This window comes from Saccharothrix texasensis (genome assembly GCF_003752005.1).
GTDB lineage: Bacteria > Actinomycetota > Actinomycetes > Mycobacteriales > Pseudonocardiaceae > Actinosynnema > Actinosynnema texasense.
Map to the genome: position 1 here is coordinate 5,105,414 of NZ_RJKM01000001.1, position 17,405 is coordinate 5,122,818.

Here is a 17,405-nt window from a genome sequence, read left to right on the forward strand (position 1 = left end):
ATGAACACATGGATCTCCTGGACCTGAACCGGTCGGCGCTCGACCTCAACCTGAAGCTCATGGCCGACCTGGAGGAGGCGCACCTGGACCTGGCCACGCCGTGCGCCGGCTGGACCGTCTACGAGCTGCTGCGACACCAGGTCGAGCAGACGCTGGCGTTCACCGCGGCCATCCGCCGCACGGCCGTCGAGGCGCCCGCGAGCGACGACATGGCCACCGCCTACCGGGTCGCCACCGACGCGGCCACCGAGGCGTTCCGGCTGGACGGCGTGCTGGAGCGCGAGGCCGAGTTCCCCGGCTACGGCCGCCGCCCGGGCAGCCACCTGGTGGCCGCGCACTTCGTGGACAACCTGGTGCACGCCTGGGACCTGTGCCGCGCGATCGGCGTCGACAGCACCCTCGACCCCGACTTCGCCACGGCCGCCTACCGGATGGCGCGGCACTACCCGTCCACGCCGGACGTGCGCGGGCCGGGCGCGGCGTTCGCGATGCCGGTCGACGTGCCGGAGGACGCGCCGATCACCGACCGCCTCATCGGGCTGCTCGGCCGCTCGCCGAGCTGGCCCGCGTGAGGACCGGGTCGGGGGCGCCGCCACAGGGGGAGGCGCCCCCGACCCGCTACCCCGGTACCACCCCGGGGATGGCGCCGCGGGGTGACGACCCGCGGCCGCGCCGCGCTCAGCGTTCGTGCGATGAGGACATTCGGCATCCACCCGAGGCCCGGCGTCGTCCGCGCCCTGGTGGCCGCGATCCCCGTGCCGCTCGCCCTCCACCTGGCGGCGCGCGGCTGGTTCTACCCGTTCTGGCCGGACACGATCGGCGCGATCGGGCACCCGTTCACCGCCGACCCCGGCCTCGCGAACGCGTGGGGCGGACCCGCGCTCGCCGGCGCGTGGCTCGTGCACGCCCTGATCGCGCTGGGCGTCGAGGCCGTCTGCTTCGCGGTCGTGCGGCTGCTCTACCGGCCCGCGAGCCGTCAGACGCGCTCCGAGCGGACGTCGCCGGACGGCACCACCGCGCCCTCGCCGTCCACGAACCGCACCTGAACCGACCGTCCGTCGCCGGTGCGGTAGGCGACCGTGGGCGCGGTGTCCGACAGGTGCGCGCCACCCCACTCCTGCAACGCGCTCAGCACGACGTTCATCTCCCGGCCCGCGTCGGTGAGGCAGTAGCCGTCACGCGGGCGCTGCCCCGGCTCCCGGTAGGTCTGCCTGGCCAGCAGGCCGCTGTCGACCAGTTTCGCGAGCCTGGCCGCGAGCACGTCCGAGGCGATGCCCAGACGTGCGCGGAACTCCGAGAAGCGGGTCGCGCCGGCGAGGGCCTCGCACAGGACGAGGAACGTCCAGCGCTCACCGACGAGGTCCACCGCCTTGACCAAGGAGCAGTTCCCGTCCGGTGGCGTCACGGCCACAGTATGGCTTGGTTGTGCATTCCAATCCAGCCAGTCTAGGTTGGAATTGCCAACTCACCTCTGGGAGAACCCTCCATGAAGATCGCCAACTCGGTAGCCCTGGTCACGGGGGCCAACCGCGGCCTCGGCCGCCACTTCGCGCGGCAGTTACTGGAGCGCGGCGCGGCGAAGGTCTACGCCACCGCGCGCGACGCCGGCTCGATCGACCTGCCGGGCGTCGAGGTCCTGACGCTGGACATCACCGACCCGGCCGCCGTCGCCGCCGCGGCCGACGCCGCCCGCGACGTCACCCTGCTGGTCAACAACGCGGGCATCATCACCGGCGCGAACCTGGTCACCGGAGACCCGGCCGCGATCCGGCTGGAGATGGAAACCCACTTCTACGGCCCGTTGGAGATGATCCGGGCGTTCGCGCCGGTCCTCGCGGCCAACGGAGGCGGCGCGATCTTGAACGTGCTGTCGGCGATGTCCTGGGTGTCCTGGGACTTCGCCACCGCCTACAGCGCGGCCAAGGCGGCGCAGTGGAGCCTCACCAACGGCGCCCGGGTGGAGCTCGCGGCCCAGGGCACGCTCGTCACCGGCCTGATGCTGGGCCCGACGGACACCGACATGACCGCCGGGCTGGACGTGCCGAAGAACGACCCGGCGGACGTCGTGCGCGCCGCCCTGGACGGGGTCGAAGCCGACCTCGTCGAGGTGCTGGCCGACCAGAGCGTCGTGGACCTGAAGGCCGCGATGTCCGCCGACCCGCGCACCCTCTACCCGAACGTGGTCTGAGCACCGGTCCGGGGGCGTCGCCCGACGCCCCCGGACCCGCGGCTCACGGGTTCAGCGCCTCCGTCATCGAGGCGGGCCCGACCAGGGGGATGTCCGGCGAGATGCCGCCCTCCTCCACCAGCACGGCCTCGACCTCGTGCGGCCGGATGCGGCCCGACCGGATGTCCTCCGCCCAGTGGCACGCCACCTTGTGCCCCGGCAGCACCTCGCGCAGCGCGGGCCGCTCGGTGTCACACCGGGTCGCCTGCTTCCACGGGCAGCGCGTGTGGAAGCGGCAGCCCGTCGGCGGGTTGGCGGGCGACGGCAGGTCGCCGGTGAGCAGGATCCGCTCCCGCTCGTCCTCCACCACCGGGTCCGGCACGGGGATCGCCGACAGCAGCGCCTTGGTGTACGGGTGCAGCGGCTCGGCGTAGAGGTCGTCCGAGGTCGCCTCCTCCACCAGGCCGCCCAGGTACATCACGCCGACCCGGTCGGAGATGTGCCGCACCACGGCGAGGTCGTGCGCGATCACCAGGTAGGTGAGGCCGAACTCCTCCTGCAGGTCCTCCAGCAGGTTGACCACCTGCGCCTGCACCGACACGTCCAGCGCGGACACCGGCTCGTCGGCGATGATCAGGTCCGGCTCGACCGCCAGCGCCCGCGCGATGCCGATGCGCTGCCGCTGGCCGCCGGAGAACTCGTGCGGGTACTTGCGCAGCGACGTGGACGGCAGCCCGACCGCCGTCAGCAGCCCGCGCAAGCGCTTGCCCGTCTCCTCGCGGCCCTTGTCCAGGCCGTGCGCCCGCAGGCCCTCGACCAGCAGCGACTCCACCGACTGCCGGGGGTCCAGGGACGACATGGGGTCCTGGAACACCATCTGCATCCGGCGGCGCATCCGGCGCAGTTCCTCGCCCTTGAGCCCGACCAGGTCCGTGCCGTCGAACAGCACGCGGCCGTCCGTCGGCTCGACCAGCCGCAGCATCCCGCGACCCAGCGTCGACTTGCCGCAGCCGGACTCGCCGACCAGGCCGTAGGTCTCACCGCGGTTGATCCGCAGGTCCACGCCGTCGACCGCGTACACGTGGCCGACCGTGCGGTCGACCAGCAGGCCCCGCTTGATCGGGAAGTGGATCTTCAGGCCCTCGACCGACACCAGGGTGTCGCCCGCGGGGGCGTCGGCGGCGGCCTGTTCGACAGCGGCGGTCATGCGGGCACCTCCTGGGCGGCGGGCGTTCCGGGCAGCACCGGGTTGTGGCAGCGCAGCGACCGCACGTCACCGGCCTCCAGCTCGGGCGTGACCTCGCGGCACACCGCCAGCGCGTTGGGACAACGGGGGGCGAACGCGCACCCGTGGTCCCACGGGATGTTGTCGGCGACCGAGCCCTTGATGGGGACCAGCTTCTCGCCCCGCGCGCCGTCGAGCCTCGGGATCGACGCCAGCAGGCCGTGCGTGTACGGGTGCCGCGGCTCGGCGAACAGCGGGTACCGCGCCGCCTTCTCCACGACCCGGCCGCCGTAGAGCACGTTGACCTCGTCGCACAGCCCCGCCACGACGCCCAGGTCGTGCGTGATCATGATCAGTGCCGTGCCCATGTCCCGCACCAGCTCCTTGAGCAGGGCGAGGATCTGCGCCTGGATCGTCACGTCCAGCGCCGTGGTCGGCTCGTCGGCGATGAGCAGCCGGGGCCGGCACGCCAGCGCGATCGCGATCAGCGCGCGCTGCCGCATGCCGCCGGACAACTGGTGGGGGTACTCGCTCAGCCTGCGCTGCGGGTCGGGGATGCCGACCCGGCCCAGCAGGTCGGCCGCCTCCACCATCGCCGCCTTGCGGGACATGCCGCGGTGCCGTTCCAGCACCTCGGTGACCTGCAACCCGATCGGGATCACCGGGTTGAGCGACGACAGCGGGTCCTGGAACACCATGCCCAGGTCGCGGCCGCGCCGGTTGCGCATCTCCCTGTCGTTCAGGGTGAGCAGGTCGGTGCCCTCGAACCGGACCGAGCCGGTGACCTTGTTGCCCCGCGAGGGCAGCAGGCCCATGATCGCCAACGACGTCACGGACTTGCCGCAGCCGGACTCACCGACCAGGCCGACCGTCTGGCCGGGGTCGACGTCGAAGGAGACGCCGTCCACGGCGGTGAAGGGCTCGGTGCCCTTGCGCTGGAAGACCACCCGCAGATCACGCACTTCGAGCAACGCCATCGCGGTTCACCTCCGGTTCTTCGGGTCGAGCGCCTCGCGCAACGACTCGCCGAGCAGCGTGAAGCCCAGCGCGACGATGATGATGGCGATGGCCGGGTAGAACGCCAGCTCCGGCTTGACGTCGATGTAGCGCTGCGAGTTGCCGAGCATCAGGCCCCACTCGGCCCGGGACGGGTCCGGGTCGCCGAGGCCGAGGAACGACAGCGACGCCGCCTCGATGATCGCCGTCGCCAGGGTCAGCGTCGACTGCACGATGACCGGGCCCAGCGAGTTCGGCAGCATGTGCCGGAACACGACGGTCCGCCGCCGCACGCCCAGGGCCGTCGCGGCGAGCACGTGGTCGCTGTGCCGTTGCGCGAGCATGGCGCCGCGCAGCAGCCGGGCGAAGATCGGCACGGTGGTCACCGCGACCGCGATGATCACCGTGGTCTGGCTGCCCCGGCTCGCCAGCGCCGCGATCGAGATGGCCAGCAGCAGGCTCGGGATCGACAGCATGATGTCGGTGAACCGCATCAGCCAGCTGTCCACCCAGCCGCCGAACGCGCCGGCCGCGCCGCCGATGAGCATGCCGAGGACCAGGCCGATCAACGTCGCGCCGACGCCGACGACCAGCGACTGCTGCGCGCCGACGAGCAGCCGGCTGAAGAAGTCGCGGCCCAGCTCGTCGCCGCCGAGCACGAACCCGGGCAGCGCGCCCGGGATGTGGTCCGGCCGCAGGTCCTCCAGCAGCTCCGGGTAGCGGTGGTAGGGGTCCTTCGGCGCGATGAACGGCGCGATGATCGCCAGCACCACGAACAGGAGCACGAGGAACGCGCCCAGCAGGGCGACCGGGCTGCGGAGCATCCGCCGGACCGCGTCGGCGGCGAGGCTCGTGCCCGCCGACTCGGCCAGCGCGTCCACCCGCTGCCGCTTGCGCTTGAGGAGACTGGTCATGATGCCCGCACCCTCGGGTCGATGATCGCGTAGGAGATGTCGACCAGCAGGTTGACGAGCACGTAGACCACCGCCGCGAGCAGCAGCAACGCCTGCAGGCGCGGGTAGTCCCGGCGCTCGATCCCCTGGGCCAGCAACGATCCCAGCCCGCCCCACACGAACACCCGCTCGGTGAGCACCGCGCCACCCAGCAGCAGGCCGGTCTGGAGACCGATCGTGGTGGACACCGGCAGCATCGCGTTGCGCAGCACGTGCCGGCGGCGCACGAGCGTCGCCTGCAGGCCCTTGGCGTTGGCCGTGCGGACGAAGTCCTCGTTGAGCACGTCGAGCACCGAGGCGCGGGTGATCCGCACGATGACCGCGAGCGGGATGGTGCCCAGCGCGATCGCGGGCAGCACGAGGTGCCACAGCGCGTCGGCCGCGACGTCCCACTCCTGGGTCAGCAACCCGTCGAGCACGGCGAAGTTCGTCACGTGCGTCGGGTCGATGGTGACGTCCTGCCTGCCCGACGGCGGGAACAGCGCCAGGTCCTGCGCGAACAGCTGCTTGAGCAGGATGCCGAGGAAGAACACGGGCACGGCGACGCCGACCAGCGTGCCGATGACCGTGGCGTTGTCCAGGAACCGCCCCCGGTAGCTGGCCGCCAGGTAGCCGAGCGGGATGCCCAGCACGATCGCGAACAGCAGCGCGGCCAGGCCGAGCTCGATGGTGGCGGGCAGCGCGCGGCCGATCTCGGCCACCACCGGCTCGCCGCTGATCAACGAGCTGCCGAAGTCACCGCTGAGGATGCGGCCCAGGAACTTGAAGTACTGGATGAAGATCGGCTGGTCGAGGCCGAGGACCTTGTTGAGCGCCTCGATCTTCTCCGGGGTCGCCTTGTCGCCGAGCAGCGCCCCGGCCGGGCCGCCGGGCAGCGACCGCAGCCAGACGAAGACCAGCAGCGACAGGATCAGCAGTGTGGGGATCGCCTGGAGCAGGCGACGGACTATGAATCGCAGCATGTGGAAACCCTCTGGACAGCACGGGTGGTGACGCCCGGGTCACGGACGCCACCACCCGCCCACCGTTCGGCTCAGCCCTTGCTCACCGTGTCGAAGCGCTCGTCGGTCAGCGGGCTGGGGACGAGGCCCGAGATCTTGCTGCTGACCACGATCGCCGGCGGCGAGTGGGACACCGGGATCGCGGGCAGGTACTTGCTCATGATGTCGCGGCTCACCTGCTTGTAGGCGTCCGCGTGCTTGGCCTGGTCGACCACGCCGTCGGCCGCGGCGAGCGCGTCGAACATGGCCGGGTCGTTGAAGCCGAACTCCTTCTTCTCCCGACCGAAGAAGGTGCCGATGAAGTTGCCGGCGTCGTTGTAGTCGCCGGTCCAGCCGAGCAGGTGCATGTCGTGCTTGCCGAGCTTCTGCACGTCGTCCTTGTACCCGCCGTTCCACGGGCGGGACACGATCTCGGCGGTGATGCCCGCGGCCTTCAGGTCGTCGGCGATGACCGCCGCGATCTCGGACGGGTTCGGCATGTACGGCCGGCTGACCTCGGTGGGCACGTAGAACTTCAGGCTCAGGTTCGACGCGCCGGCCTGCGCGAGCAGGTCCTTGGCCTTGGCCAGGTCGTACGGGTACTGCTGCACGTCGTCGGCGTAGCCGGCCACGGTCTTCGGCATGAACTGCGTCGCCACCTCGGCGCCCAGCGGCAGCTTGGTCTTGACCAGCTGGTCGCGGTTCACCGCGTAGGCGATGGCCTGGCGGACCCGCAGGTCCTTCAGCGCCGGGTTGTTCGCGCCGTTGAGGCCCAGGTACAGGATGTTGAACGCGGGCCGCGGCGTGACGTTGAAGCCGTCGGTCTTCAGCGAGTTGTAGTCCGCCGGGCTCGGGAAGTCGTAGCCGTCGATCGTGCCGGCCTTGAGCTCCTGCTTGCGCGCGTTCTCATCCGGGATGATCTTGAAGATCAGCTTGTCGAGCTTGGCCTTCTCGCCCCAGTAGTCGTCGTTGCGGACCAGGGTGATCGTCTTGTTGGCCTTGTCGAACTTCTCCAGCTTGAACGCGCCGGTACCGGTCGGGTGCTCGGTCGCGTAAGCCGGATAGGTGAACGAGTCGCCGGACTGCACGACGTTGTCCGCGTCGTACTTCTTCAGCGCCTCGGGGCTGGAGATGGACAGCGCGGTCAAACCGAAGGCGGCCGGGAAGGCGCCCTTGTACTTGTTGAGGTTCAGCACGGCGGTGTGCTCGTCCTTGACCTCGCACGACTTGTAGACCGGGTCGCCGGCCGCGTCGCCCTCGTTCTTGGCGAAGCCCTCGAACACGTCGCCGTAGTAGATCATCTGGCTCTGGGCGCCCGCGCCCTTCATGTTGAACCAGCGGTCCATGTTGAAGCAGACGGCCGCGGCGTCGAACGGCGTGCCGTCGTGGAACTTGACGCCCTTGCGCAGGTCGAACGTCCAGGACTTGCCGTCTTCGCTCGGCGTCCACTTCTCCGCGAGACCCGGCGCGAGGTCGGCGGTGCCCCGCTTGTAGGTGACCAGCGTGTCGAACATCTGGCGGATGGGCCGGAAGCTCTCACCGTCGTCGTTGAAGATCGGGTCGAAGTTCTTCGGCTCGCCCGCGGCGCCGAAGACCATCGTGCCGCCGACCTTGCCGGACCCCGAGTCGTCGCCGCGCTCGGATTGGGCACAGGCCGACAGTGCCAGTGCCGCGACGCCGGTCAGGCCGATCGCGGCCAACCATCGGCGCCGGGCCGTTCGAGATTGAAGCATTTGACACACCCCTAGGGAAATCCGGGATCTCACGGTGTGGTCACGGACCCTAACCGGTCACCACAACCCTTCCGACTCGTCCGAGGTCACGATCCGGCCACGTGAATCAGCATTAACACACGTCTCGCACACCTTCGCTGACCCAACGTGACCACGGCGGATCCGGCGAACGCCCTCTTACGCTGTACAACGGACAACAGAAACCGCACACGCGCGGAAGGAGGTCGCTGGTGAGCCCCGTGGTCGAGTTCCGCGTCCTCGGCCCGTTGCAGGTGCTGGTCGACGGCGAGCAGGTCGTGGTGCGGGCGGGCCGTCAGCGGGCGCTGCTTGTGTCTCTTCTCATGCGCGCCGGCGCCGGCGTCTCGGTGGACGAGCTGGCGGAGCACATCTGGGGCGCCGATCCTCCCGCGCGGGCGCGCGGCACGTTGCAGACCTACGTGATGCGGCTGCGGCAGGTGCTCGGACCGGCGGTGCCCATCCGGACCGTGCCCGACGGCTACCTGATCGACGTCGACGAGCGCACCATCGACGTGATGCGGTTCGAGCAGCTCGTCGAGGAGGGCGAGCGCGAGCGGGCCGCGGGCAGGCTGGAGTCGGCGTCGGCGATCTTCACCGCCGCGCTGGCGCTGTGGCGCGGGCCCGCGATGGTCGACGTGCCGTCGGAGGTGCTGCACCGCGACGAGGTGCCCCGCCTGGGCGAACGGCGGCTGCACGTGGAGGAGCGCCGGGTCGAGGTCGACCTCGAACTGGGCCGGCACGACCGGCTGATCCCCGAGCTGTCCCGGCTGACCAGCGAGCACCCGCTGCGCGAGCGGCTGTGGGCGCAGCTGATGATCGCGCTGTACCGGTCCGGGCGGCAGGCCGACGCGCTCGGCGCGTACCGGCGGGTCGGCGGGCTGCTGGCCGAGCAGCTCGGCATCGACCCCGGCGACGAGCTGCGCCGCGTGCACCAGCAGGTGCTCGGCGGCTCGCCGGCGCTCGACCTGGGGCAGAGCGCGCCCGCCGCGCGGCGCGACCGGGTGGTGCCCTCGCAGCTGCCCGCCGACATCGGCGACTTCGTGGGCCGCGAGCAGGCCGTCCAGCTGATCGAGGCGCTGCTGCGGACCGCGCAGGGCGTGCCGGTCGTCACGCTGGCCGGGCCGCCCGGCGTCGGCAAGACGGCGCTGGCCGTGCACGCGGCGCACAAGATGAGGCACTTCTTCCCCGACGGCCAGCTGTACGTCAACCTGCGCGGCTACGCCCAGGGGCCGCCGCTGAGCGCGGTGGACGTGCTGCCGCGGTTCCTGCGGGCGCAGGGCGTGCCACCGGAGTCCGTGCCGCTGGACCAGGACGAGCAGGAGGCGATGTTCCGGTCGCGGCTGACCGACCAGCAGGTGCTGCTGGTGCTGGACAACGCGGCCAACGCCGAGCAGATCCGGCCGCTGCTGCCCGGCTCGCCGGGGTGCGCGGTGCTCGTGACCAGCCGCGACACCCTGCGCGGGCTGGCGGTCAGCCACGCCGCGTCCAACGTGCGGCTCGACGTGCTCGACCGGTCCGAGACGCGGGCGCTGCTCGCCGGGATGCTCGGCGACGAGGTGGTGGCGGCGCAGTCCGACGCGGCCGACGAGCTGGCCGAGCTGTGCGCGCACCTGCCGCTGGCGCTGCGGATCGCCGCGGCCAACCTGCTGTCCCGGCCGGAGATCACCATCGCGTCCTACGTGGAGGAGCTGCGGGCCGGCAACCGGCTCGCGGCGCTGGCCGTGGAAGGTGACGAGCGGGCCGCCGTGCACGCGGCGTTCGACCTGTCGTACACGGCGCTGAAGCCGGAGCTGGCGTCGCTGTTCCGGCTGCTGTCGCTGGCGCCGGGCGACATCACGCCGGACGTGGCGGCCGCGTTGGGCGGGCTGACCACGCAGGACGCGCGGCGGCGGCTCGACCGGCTGGCCACGGCGAACCTCGTGGACAACCACGCGCCCGGCCGCTACCAGTTCCACGACCTGCTGCGGGACTACGCGACCGAGCGGCGCGGCATCGAGGACGACCCGGCGGAGAGCGCGCAGGCGTCGCGGCGGCTGCTGGACTGGTCGATCCGGTCGGTGGACAACGCCACCGACGCGTTCAAGAGCACGTTGCTGCGGCTGCCGCGCACCGACGTCGTGGCGGGCGTGACACCGCGCCTGTTCACCACCTCGGCCGAGGCCCTGGCCTGGCTGGACGCCGAGCGCGGCAACCTGGTCGGGCTCGTCGTGCACGCCGCCGACCGGCAGCCCGACCGCGACGTCTGGCAGCTGGCCGACGCGCTGCGCCGGTACTTCTACACGATCGGGCTACCGGCCGAGTGGCTCGCGACGGCCAAGGCGGGGCTCGCGGTCGCGCAGGGCTCCCAGGACGCGGTCGGCGAGGTGGCGATGCTGTCGTCGCTGGGCACGCTGCACTGGGCGATCGGGCAGCACCTGGTGGCCGTCGACTACTTCCGGCGGGCGATCCCGATCCAGCAGCGCACCGGGGCCGCGCCCGCGGTCGAGGCGGCCGTGCTGTCCAACCTGGGCACCGTCTACATCGAGGTGGGCGAGCTGGAGCAGGCCGCGGAGCACCTGGAGCGGGCCCTGGTGATCACCCGGGCGATCGGCGCGTTGCAGCAGGAGGGCATCGCCCAGCTCAACCTCGGCGGCGTCTACATGCAGCTCGGGCAGCTGGACCGGGCCGTGTCGTCGTTCGAGGGCGCGCTGGACGTCGGCAACCGGCTCGGCGCGTGGATGACGCAGGCCGACAGCCACCGGGCGCTGGCCGAGGCGCACCTGTTCCTGGGCCGGCCGCACCGGGCCGCCGAGCTGTACGAGAAGTGCGGTGAGCTGTACGAACGGGCCGGCGCGCGCCGGTTCGCGCACTTCTCCCACGAGGGCCTGGCGTTGGCGCACGTGATGCGGGGCCGCTGGGCCGACGCCGCGCGCGAGGCCGGGCGGGCGGTCGGCATCGCGGAGGAGCTGGGCAACCTGAAAGGGCTGTGCGACGCGAAGAACGCCTGGGGTGAGGCGTTGTGCGGGCTGGGCCGGCTCGACGAAGCGGTCGAGCGCACGACGGAGGCGCTGCGGATCGCCGAGGAGACCGGCTACCCGTTGGGCATCTGCGCGGCCCGGCGCAGCCTGGCCCTGACCCACCGCGCGGCGGGCAGGCTGGACGAGGCGCGCTACTCGGCGAGCCAGGCGCTGGACAGCGCGGTCCGCTACCGGCTGCGGATCGCCGAGGTGGACGTGCTGGCCGTGCTCGGGCGGATCAGGTTCGACCAGGGCGACGCGGCGCAGGCGCTCGACCTGGCGCGGCGGTGCCTGGAGCTGAGCGCCGCCACGGGCCAGCGGTGCGTGCACTCGCGGGCCTCGCACCTGGCCGGCGACGTCCTGGCCGCCACCGGCCACGACGCCGAGGCGCGCCGGCACTGGCGGACGGCGCTGGAGTGGTTCACCGCCGTCGGGTCGCCGGACGCGGACGTGGTGCGGGCGTCGCTCGACGCGTGACCCCGGCGGGCGTCGGCCGGCCCGGCGCCGCTCAGTCGGGCGTCACGATCCGGTCGGCGCGGGCCCTCGTGCCGTCCACCGCGAACCAGCCCCGCTCGAACGCCTGCCAGCGCCGCAGGTGCGCGCGGCTCGCCTCCCCGTCCCGCCCGACGGCCCGGCGCAGCCGCTCCTCCGCGTCCGGCACCTCCACCCAGATCGCCTCGTCCAGGTGCGGCGCGATCGACCGCCGGGCCGCCGACACGCCCTCGACGACCAGCACGTCCGGCACCGGCACGTGCACCTCGGCACCGAGGCGCGGCACACCGCCCGGCCACTCCACGCGCCGGTAGCGGGCCTCGCGGCCGTGCCGCAGCGGGTCGAGGACGTCGGCGATCAGGCGCGGCCACCACGACACCGGGTCGGTCCAGGTGGCGAAGTGGTCGGTCGGCACCACGGTCGCGCCCAGCTCCACCGCCAGGCGCGCCGCGAACGTCGACTTGCCCGAGCCCGAGGGCCCGTCCACCGCGACGAGCCTCACATGCTGCGCCGGCCGGACAGCGCCCGGCCGAGGGTGAGCTCGTCGGCGAACTCCAGGTCGCCGCCCATCGGCAGGCCGGACGCGAGCCTGGTGACGGTGAGGCCCGGGAAGTCGCGCAGCATCCGCACCAGGTACGTCGCGGTCGCCTCGCCCTCCGTGTTCGGGTCCGTGGCGATGATGATCTCCGACACGTCCGTGCCGATCCGGGTGAGCAGCTGCCTGATCCGCAGCTGGTCCGGCCCGACACCCGACAACGGGTCGAGCGCGCCGCCCAGGACGTGGTAGCGGCCCTTGAACTCGCGGGTCCGCTCGACCGCGAGCACGTCCTTCGGCTCCTCCACCACGCAGATCAGGGTCAGGTCGCGGCGCGGGTCGCGACAGATGCGGCAGGTCGCCTCGGCCGAGACGTTGCCGCACACGTCGCAGAACACCACGCCGTCCTTGACCTTCTGCAACGCGTCCTGGAGCCGGCCGATGTCGGCCGGGTCCGCGGCGAGCAGGTGGAAGGCGATGCGCTGCGCGCTCTTCGGACCGACGCCCGGCAGCCTGCCGAGCTCGTCGATCAAGTCCTGGACGGGCCCTTCGTACATCAGCCGAACAGCTTCCCGAGACCACCGAGGTCGTCCATGCCGCCCATGCCGCTGGCCAGCGGGCCCATCTTCTGGGCCGCCAGCTCCTGCGCGGCGCGGTTGGCGTCGCGCACGGCGGCGACGACCAGGTCCGACAGCGTCTCGACGTCGTCCGGGTCGACCGCCTTCGGGTCGATGGTCAGGCTCTTGAGCTCGCCGCCACCGGAGACGACGGCGGTGACCAGACCGCCGCCGGCGGTGCCGGTGACCTCGGCCTCGGCCAGCTCCTGCTGGGCTTCCGCGAGCTGCTGCTGCATCTTCTGCGCCTGCTGGAGGATTTGCTGCATGTTGGGCCCACCGGGTTGCACCGCGGGTTCCTCTCTTCGGGGTCTGCCGCCGTTCACCAGCGTAGTCGCGTCGATCAGCCCTTCAACGGCCGAGCGCCAAGCTCGTCGGCGAGGAGCTTGAGCACCACGGCCTCCGGGTCGAGCCGCTGGTCGTCCGCGTCGCCGGGGAGGGCCGCCTCGGCCATCATCTCCTCTTCGTCCACCGGCTCCGGCGGGAGGGGCTCATCGGGCTCCGGCGGCTCGGGGGGCGGCGGCACGTCGTCGACCGGGGGCCGGCCGGACGCCGCCGGGCGCGACGGCTCGGGCTGCCGGTTCTGGCCGGGCTGCTGGGCCTGGCTCGGCCTGGTCACCGCGGGGCGCTGCGGCTTCTGCGCCGCCTGCCGGGCGGGCGCCGCGGCCGCGTCGCCGTGCACGCACCGCACCTGCCACGTGCCGCCGAGGACCTGCGCGAACGCGGCGGCGATGGCGTCGGCGTTGCGCGGCTCGGCGAGCCGGCGGGCGAGCGGGGCGGAGGTGTGGGTGAGGGTGACCGTGGTGCCGTCGACGTCGGCGACCGTGGCGTTGGTGAGCATCGCCTCGGTGCTCCGGCTCGTGCCGCGGACCACGCCCAACAGCTCCGACCAGCGCCGACGCACCTCGACCGCGTCGACACCGCCCCGTGCGACCGGGGTGGCCGGCGGGCCTGCGGCAGGCGGGACGGCCAGGTCGGCGACCTGCGGAACGTCCGGGACGGCGGCGTGCGGCGGCACGGCGGCACGCTGGTCCACGTCCGGTGCGGCGGGCGTGCTGTCGGCGGCACCCGGGTCACCGGCGGCGGACCTCATCGCGGCCGAGCGCAGCACCGGCGGCGCGGGCAGACCGGGCGCGGGACTCGCCGGGACCGACGTGCTCTCGGCCGCGCCCAGGTCCGCGCCGGCGGACCTCATCGCCGCCGACCGCAGCACCGGCGGGGTCGGCGGTCCGGGAGGCGCGGCCTGCACCGCGGGGGCCGGGGGTGCGGTCGGCGGTGCGGTGTCCGGAGCCGTGGTCTGGGGCGCTGGGTCGACGGGCTTGGCGGCCGGCGCGGCTTGGGCGGCCGGCGCGGCCTGGACCGGCGGCGCGGCGGGTTCGGCGGCGCGCTGCGACGGGCGCTGGAAGCGGGTCTCCGCGGGACCTGCCGGGGCGCCGCCGACCGGCGGGCCGTGGCGTTCCAGCTGTTCGACGCGTTGCAGCAGACCGGACTCGAGGTCGCCGACGGACGGCAGGAGCATCCGCGCCGTCACGAGTTCGAGCAGCAGGCGGGGCGCGGTCGAGCCGCGCATCTCGGTCAGCCCCTGGTGCAGGATCTCCGCCCAGCGGGTGATCGTCGCGGGCCGGGTCGCGTCGCGCTGCGCGACCATCTTGGCCAGCTCGTCGTCCGGCGCGGACACCAGGCCGCGGGCCGCCGCGTCCGGCACGGCGTGCAGCAGCACCAGGTCGCGCAGCCGGTCGAGCAGGTCGGACGCGAACCGGCGCGGGTCGTGCCCGGCCTCGACCAGGCGGTCGACGGTGCCGAACACCGCCGAGCCGTCGCCGTTCGCCAGGCCGTCCACCACGTCGTCGATCAACGCCACGTCGGTCACGCCGAGCAGCGAGATCGCCCGGTCGTAGCGCACCCCTTCGGGGCCCGCGCCGGACAGCAGCTGGTCCATCACCGACTGCGTGTCCCGCGCCGACCCACCGCCCGCGCGGATCACCAGCGGGAACACCGACGGGTCGACGGTCACGCCCTCGGCCGCGCAGTTGCGCTCCAGCAGCGCCCGCATCGAGCTCGGCGGGATCAGCCGGAACGGGTAGTGGTGCGTGCGCGAGCGGATGGTGGGCAGCACCTTGTCCGGCTCGGTGGTGGCGAAGATGAAGATCAGGTGCTCGGGCGGCTCCTCCACGATCTTCAGCAGGGCGTTGAAGCCCTGCGTGGTGACCATGTGCGCCTCGTCGATGATGAACACCCGGTACCGCGACTCGGCCGGCGCGTAGAACGCCTTGTCCCGCAGCTCGCGCGCGTCGTCCACGCCGCCGTGGCTGGCCGCGTCCAGCTCGACCACGTCCACGCTGCCCGGACCGTTGGGCGCCAGGCCCACGCACGAGTTGCACTCGCCGCACGGGTCGGGTGTCGGGCCCTGCACGCAGTTCAGCGAGCGCGCCATGATGCGGGCGCTGGACGTCTTGCCACACCCGCGCGGCCCGGAGAACAGGTACGCGTGGTTGACCCGACCGGCCGCCAGGGCGGTGCGCAGCGGTTCGGTGACGTGCTCCTGGCCGACGACCTCGCCGAAGGTCGCCGGACGGTACTTGCGGTAGAGGGCGAGCGCCACGTCGGGGACCTTACCGGGAGGGTCCGACAAAGAAAGGGGACCCCGTGCACCCACCAGAGCCCGCTTATCCTTGCTGCCTTCCGGCCCTGGGGAGGTTCGCGAGATGTGTGCCGCACGAGGTCCGAGACCAGTGTAGCCGGTCGCCCTCCGGGCGTCGCCGACGGCTGGTTCCGCTAGCCCAGCGCCGTCGTGAACAGCGGCACGGCGTGGTCCAGCGCGTAGGCCGTGCCGAGCGCCGAACCGCTGGAGAAGGCGTTGACCAGGGCCTCGTCCTCCAGGATCAACGCCTTCTCCGGCACCAGCGGGTTGGCCTTGAGCGCGGTCGCGTCGCCGCCGATGGGGAACAGCACGCTCAGGTCGGCGGTCAGCAGGTCCAGCCGCTCGGTGGAGATGTCGACGTAGAACGAGCCGGAGGCGAGGGCCTCGACGTCCTCGCGGAGCGTGAAGCCGAGGGCCTTCAGGAAGTCCGCGCGCGGGTCGCCGGAGACGTAGGCGCCGAACTTGCCGTCGAAGTACGCGCCGACCACGGCGGTCCTGCCGTCGAACTTCTCGTTCGCGGCGAACTTCGCGTCGAGGTCGGCGACGACCTCCTCGCCCTCGGACACCTTGCCCAGGGCCTTCGCGACCAGCTCGACCTGCTGCCGCCACGACGTGCCGTACGGGATGACGTCCTTCGGCGCGCCGATCGTGGGCGCGATCTTGGACAGCGTCTCGTGCTTCTTCTCGTCGTTGTCCGACCGGGTGTTGAGGATGAGGTCGGGCTGGAGCGCGGCGACGGCCTCGTAGTCGATCTCGGTGGTGCCCAGCAGCGTCGGGGCCTGCTGGTAGAGCCCTTCGGCCCACGGCCCGACGCCCTTGCCGCCGAACGCCAGCCAGTCGCTCGCCCCGACCGGCTGCACGCCGAGCGCGAGGGCGGTCTCGGCGTCCGACCAGCCCAGCGCCACGACCCGGGTCGGCGGCTCCTCGATCGTCACGGGCCCGAACCGGGTGTCGACCGTGACCCCCGACGAGGTCGGCGCGGCGTCGCCGCCTCCTCCCCCGCAGGCGGCCAGGAGCAGGGCGGACAGGGCGACCACAAGACCACGCTTCATTAGGCAAGCCTAACCGAACCTATTGGTGACCGATGAGTCCGCCCCTTCGACCACCCGTTTTGGGCGTCGCGCCGACCCTCCGTTAGACTCCGCCACGGAGGATTCGCATAGTGGCCTAGTGCGCACGACTGGAAATCGTGTTGGGTTAACCCCCTCACGGGTTCAAATCCCGTATCCTCCGCAGACCAGAGCCCCGACCACCGTCAGGTGGTCGGGGCTCTGCTGGTTTTCCCGGCGCTGGTTCTCCCGGCGCTCGTTCTCGTGGCCTTCGTTCTCCGGCGCGGTGCAACGCCGGAGGTCACCAACCGCGTTTAACCAGTGATCGACCGTGATCACTGGGAGGACACGCATGAGGATCTTCACGACCGCCGTCGCCGTGGCCGCCGCCGGGGCGGGACTGCTCGCCGGCGGGGTCGCCACGGCCTCGACCGAGGTCGCGGCCGGCGGGCCGCCGCAGTACTCCGCCACCGCGTGGCACGACGTCAACGTGCGGCACTGCCCGTCGACGTCGTGCACGCAGGCGCCGGGCAGCCCGGTCCTGGCCGGCTGGACGGTCGGCGTCTACTGCTGGGTGCACGGCGAGTCGGTCACGGACTTCGGTTACACGAACGACGTGTGGCTCAACATCGGCCGGCAGGACGGCGGCACGCAGTGGTCCAGCGCCATCTACTTCGCCGGGGACGAGTACGCGAACCTGCCGCAGGACGCGCGGTGCGCCGACGCGCCGCAGCCGCCCACCACCACCCCGAAGCCGACCACCACCAGGCCGGACCCCACCAGCACGCCACCGTCGACCACCACGCGGCCCATGCCGACGACCACCCCCGGCCAGACCACCACGACGCGGCCGGCGCCCACGACCACCGCCGACCCGACCTCGACCACGAGGCCGTCCACCCCGACCACCACCTTCGTGACCACGACCAGGGCCGAGCCCGCCCGGGACTGACAGGCGAAGGCCCCCTCGGACAACGCGTCCGAGGGGGCCTTCCCACTGCCGCCG

General features: G+C 72.5%; 16 protein-coding genes, 1 tRNA gene and 1 other RNA gene. 6 read left to right on the plus strand and 12 right to left on the minus strand.

Annotation, left to right across the window (positions count from 1 at the left end):
- The first annotated feature begins 8 nt into the window (after positions 1-8).
- Positions 9-572: a TIGR03086 family metal-binding protein gene (locus tag EDD40_RS22050; RefSeq protein ID WP_123744618.1), complete on the plus strand. Its 564-nt coding sequence runs from the start codon at positions 9-11 to the stop codon at positions 570-572.
- A gap of 120 nt (positions 573-692) precedes the next feature.
- Positions 693-1,046, plus strand: a complete 354-nt coding sequence (locus EDD40_RS22055) for a hypothetical protein (RefSeq protein WP_123744619.1) — start codon at positions 693-695, stop codon at positions 1,044-1,046.
- Here the strand turns inward: EDD40_RS22055 and EDD40_RS22060 are convergent.
- Positions 977-1,405 (minus strand): winged helix-turn-helix transcriptional regulator, encoded by a 429-nt coding sequence (locus tag EDD40_RS22060; RefSeq protein ID WP_123748198.1) that lies wholly within the window; start codon positions 1,403-1,405, stop codon positions 977-979. The two genes, EDD40_RS22055 and EDD40_RS22060, sit on opposite strands and share 70 nt — an antisense overlap.
- 81 nt (positions 1,406-1,486) lie before the next feature.
- On the opposite strand from EDD40_RS22060, the gene EDD40_RS22065 reads away from it, so the two are divergent.
- A complete protein-coding gene (locus EDD40_RS22065; RefSeq protein ID WP_123744620.1) occupies positions 1,487-2,188 on the plus strand; it encodes an SDR family oxidoreductase in 702 nt (233 codons plus the stop codon).
- A gap of 43 nt (positions 2,189-2,231) precedes the next feature.
- On the opposite strand, the gene EDD40_RS22070 is transcribed toward EDD40_RS22065, so the two are convergent.
- The 5 genes from EDD40_RS22070 to EDD40_RS22090 all read right to left on the minus strand — a co-directional run bounded on the left by EDD40_RS22070 (position 2,232) and on the right by EDD40_RS22090 (position 8,054).
- Positions 2,232-3,374 (minus strand): ABC transporter ATP-binding protein, encoded by a 1,143-nt coding sequence (locus tag EDD40_RS22070; protein WP_123744621.1) that lies wholly within the window; start codon positions 3,372-3,374, stop codon positions 2,232-2,234.
- Positions 3,371-4,369: an ABC transporter ATP-binding protein gene (locus tag EDD40_RS22075; RefSeq protein WP_123744622.1), complete on the minus strand. Its 999-nt coding sequence runs from the start codon at positions 4,367-4,369 to the stop codon at positions 3,371-3,373. Before EDD40_RS22075 ends, EDD40_RS22070 begins: the two co-directional genes overlap by 4 nt.
- 6 nt (positions 4,370-4,375) lie before the next feature.
- Positions 4,376-5,302 carry an ABC transporter permease gene (locus EDD40_RS22080; RefSeq protein WP_123744623.1) on the minus strand — a complete coding sequence of 309 codons (927 nt, stop codon included), beginning with the start codon at positions 5,300-5,302 and terminating at the stop codon, positions 4,376-4,378.
- A complete protein-coding gene (locus EDD40_RS22085) occupies positions 5,299-6,303 on the minus strand; it encodes an ABC transporter permease (protein ID WP_123744624.1) in 1,005 nt (334 codons plus the stop codon). Before EDD40_RS22085 ends, EDD40_RS22080 begins: the two co-directional genes overlap by 4 nt.
- Positions 6,304-6,374: 71 nt before the next feature.
- Positions 6,375-8,054 carry an ABC transporter substrate-binding protein gene (locus EDD40_RS22090; protein ID WP_123744625.1) on the minus strand — a complete coding sequence of 560 codons (1,680 nt, stop codon included), beginning with the start codon at positions 8,052-8,054 and terminating at the stop codon, positions 6,375-6,377.
- A gap of 230 nt (positions 8,055-8,284) precedes the next feature.
- Between EDD40_RS22090 and EDD40_RS22095 the strand changes: the two genes are divergently transcribed.
- Positions 8,285-11,545, plus strand: coding sequence for an AfsR/SARP family transcriptional regulator (locus tag EDD40_RS22095; RefSeq protein ID WP_123744626.1), 3,261 nt, complete (start codon positions 8,285-8,287; stop codon positions 11,543-11,545).
- Positions 11,546-11,576: 31 nt separating this feature from the next.
- Here the strand turns inward: EDD40_RS22095 and EDD40_RS22100 are convergent, their stop codons facing one another.
- From EDD40_RS22100 to EDD40_RS22125, 6 genes are all read right to left on the minus strand, one after another.
- The gene (locus EDD40_RS22100) at positions 11,577-12,062 is read right to left on the minus strand and encodes a uridine kinase family protein (protein ID WP_123744627.1); all 486 of its coding nucleotides are present in this window, start codon (positions 12,060-12,062) and stop codon (positions 11,577-11,579) included.
- Positions 12,059-12,652: a recombination mediator RecR gene (gene recR, locus EDD40_RS22105; protein WP_123744628.1), complete on the minus strand. Its 594-nt coding sequence runs from the start codon at positions 12,650-12,652 to the stop codon at positions 12,059-12,061. Before recR ends, EDD40_RS22100 begins: the two co-directional genes overlap by 4 nt.
- Positions 12,652-12,978 carry a YbaB/EbfC family nucleoid-associated protein gene (locus tag EDD40_RS22110; RefSeq protein WP_236594614.1) on the minus strand — a complete coding sequence of 109 codons (327 nt, stop codon included), beginning with the start codon at positions 12,976-12,978 and terminating at the stop codon, positions 12,652-12,654. The genes recR and EDD40_RS22110 overlap by 1 nt, the downstream gene beginning before the upstream one ends.
- Before the next feature lie 74 nt (positions 12,979-13,052).
- Entirely contained in the window at positions 13,053-15,311 is a 2,259-nt protein-coding gene (locus EDD40_RS22115) for a DNA polymerase III subunit gamma and tau (RefSeq protein ID WP_123744630.1), read from the minus strand.
- A gap of 30 nt (positions 15,312-15,341) precedes the next feature.
- Positions 15,342-15,438, minus strand: an RNA gene (gene ffs / locus EDD40_RS22120) — signal recognition particle sRNA small type.
- A 46-nt stretch (positions 15,439-15,484) separates the two neighbouring features.
- Positions 15,485-16,402 carry an iron-siderophore ABC transporter substrate-binding protein gene (locus EDD40_RS22125; RefSeq protein ID WP_123744631.1) on the minus strand — a complete coding sequence of 306 codons (918 nt, stop codon included), beginning with the start codon at positions 16,400-16,402 and terminating at the stop codon, positions 15,485-15,487.
- A 96-nt stretch (positions 16,403-16,498) separates the two neighbouring features.
- Between EDD40_RS22125 and EDD40_RS22130 the strand changes: the two genes are divergently transcribed.
- A tRNA-Ser gene (locus tag EDD40_RS22130) sits at positions 16,499-16,583 on the plus strand.
- Positions 16,584-16,751: 168 nt separating this feature from the next.
- A complete protein-coding gene (locus EDD40_RS22140) occupies positions 16,752-17,351 on the plus strand; it encodes a hypothetical protein (protein WP_170185162.1) in 600 nt (199 codons plus the stop codon).
- The last annotated feature ends 54 nt before the right edge of the window (positions 17,352-17,405 follow it).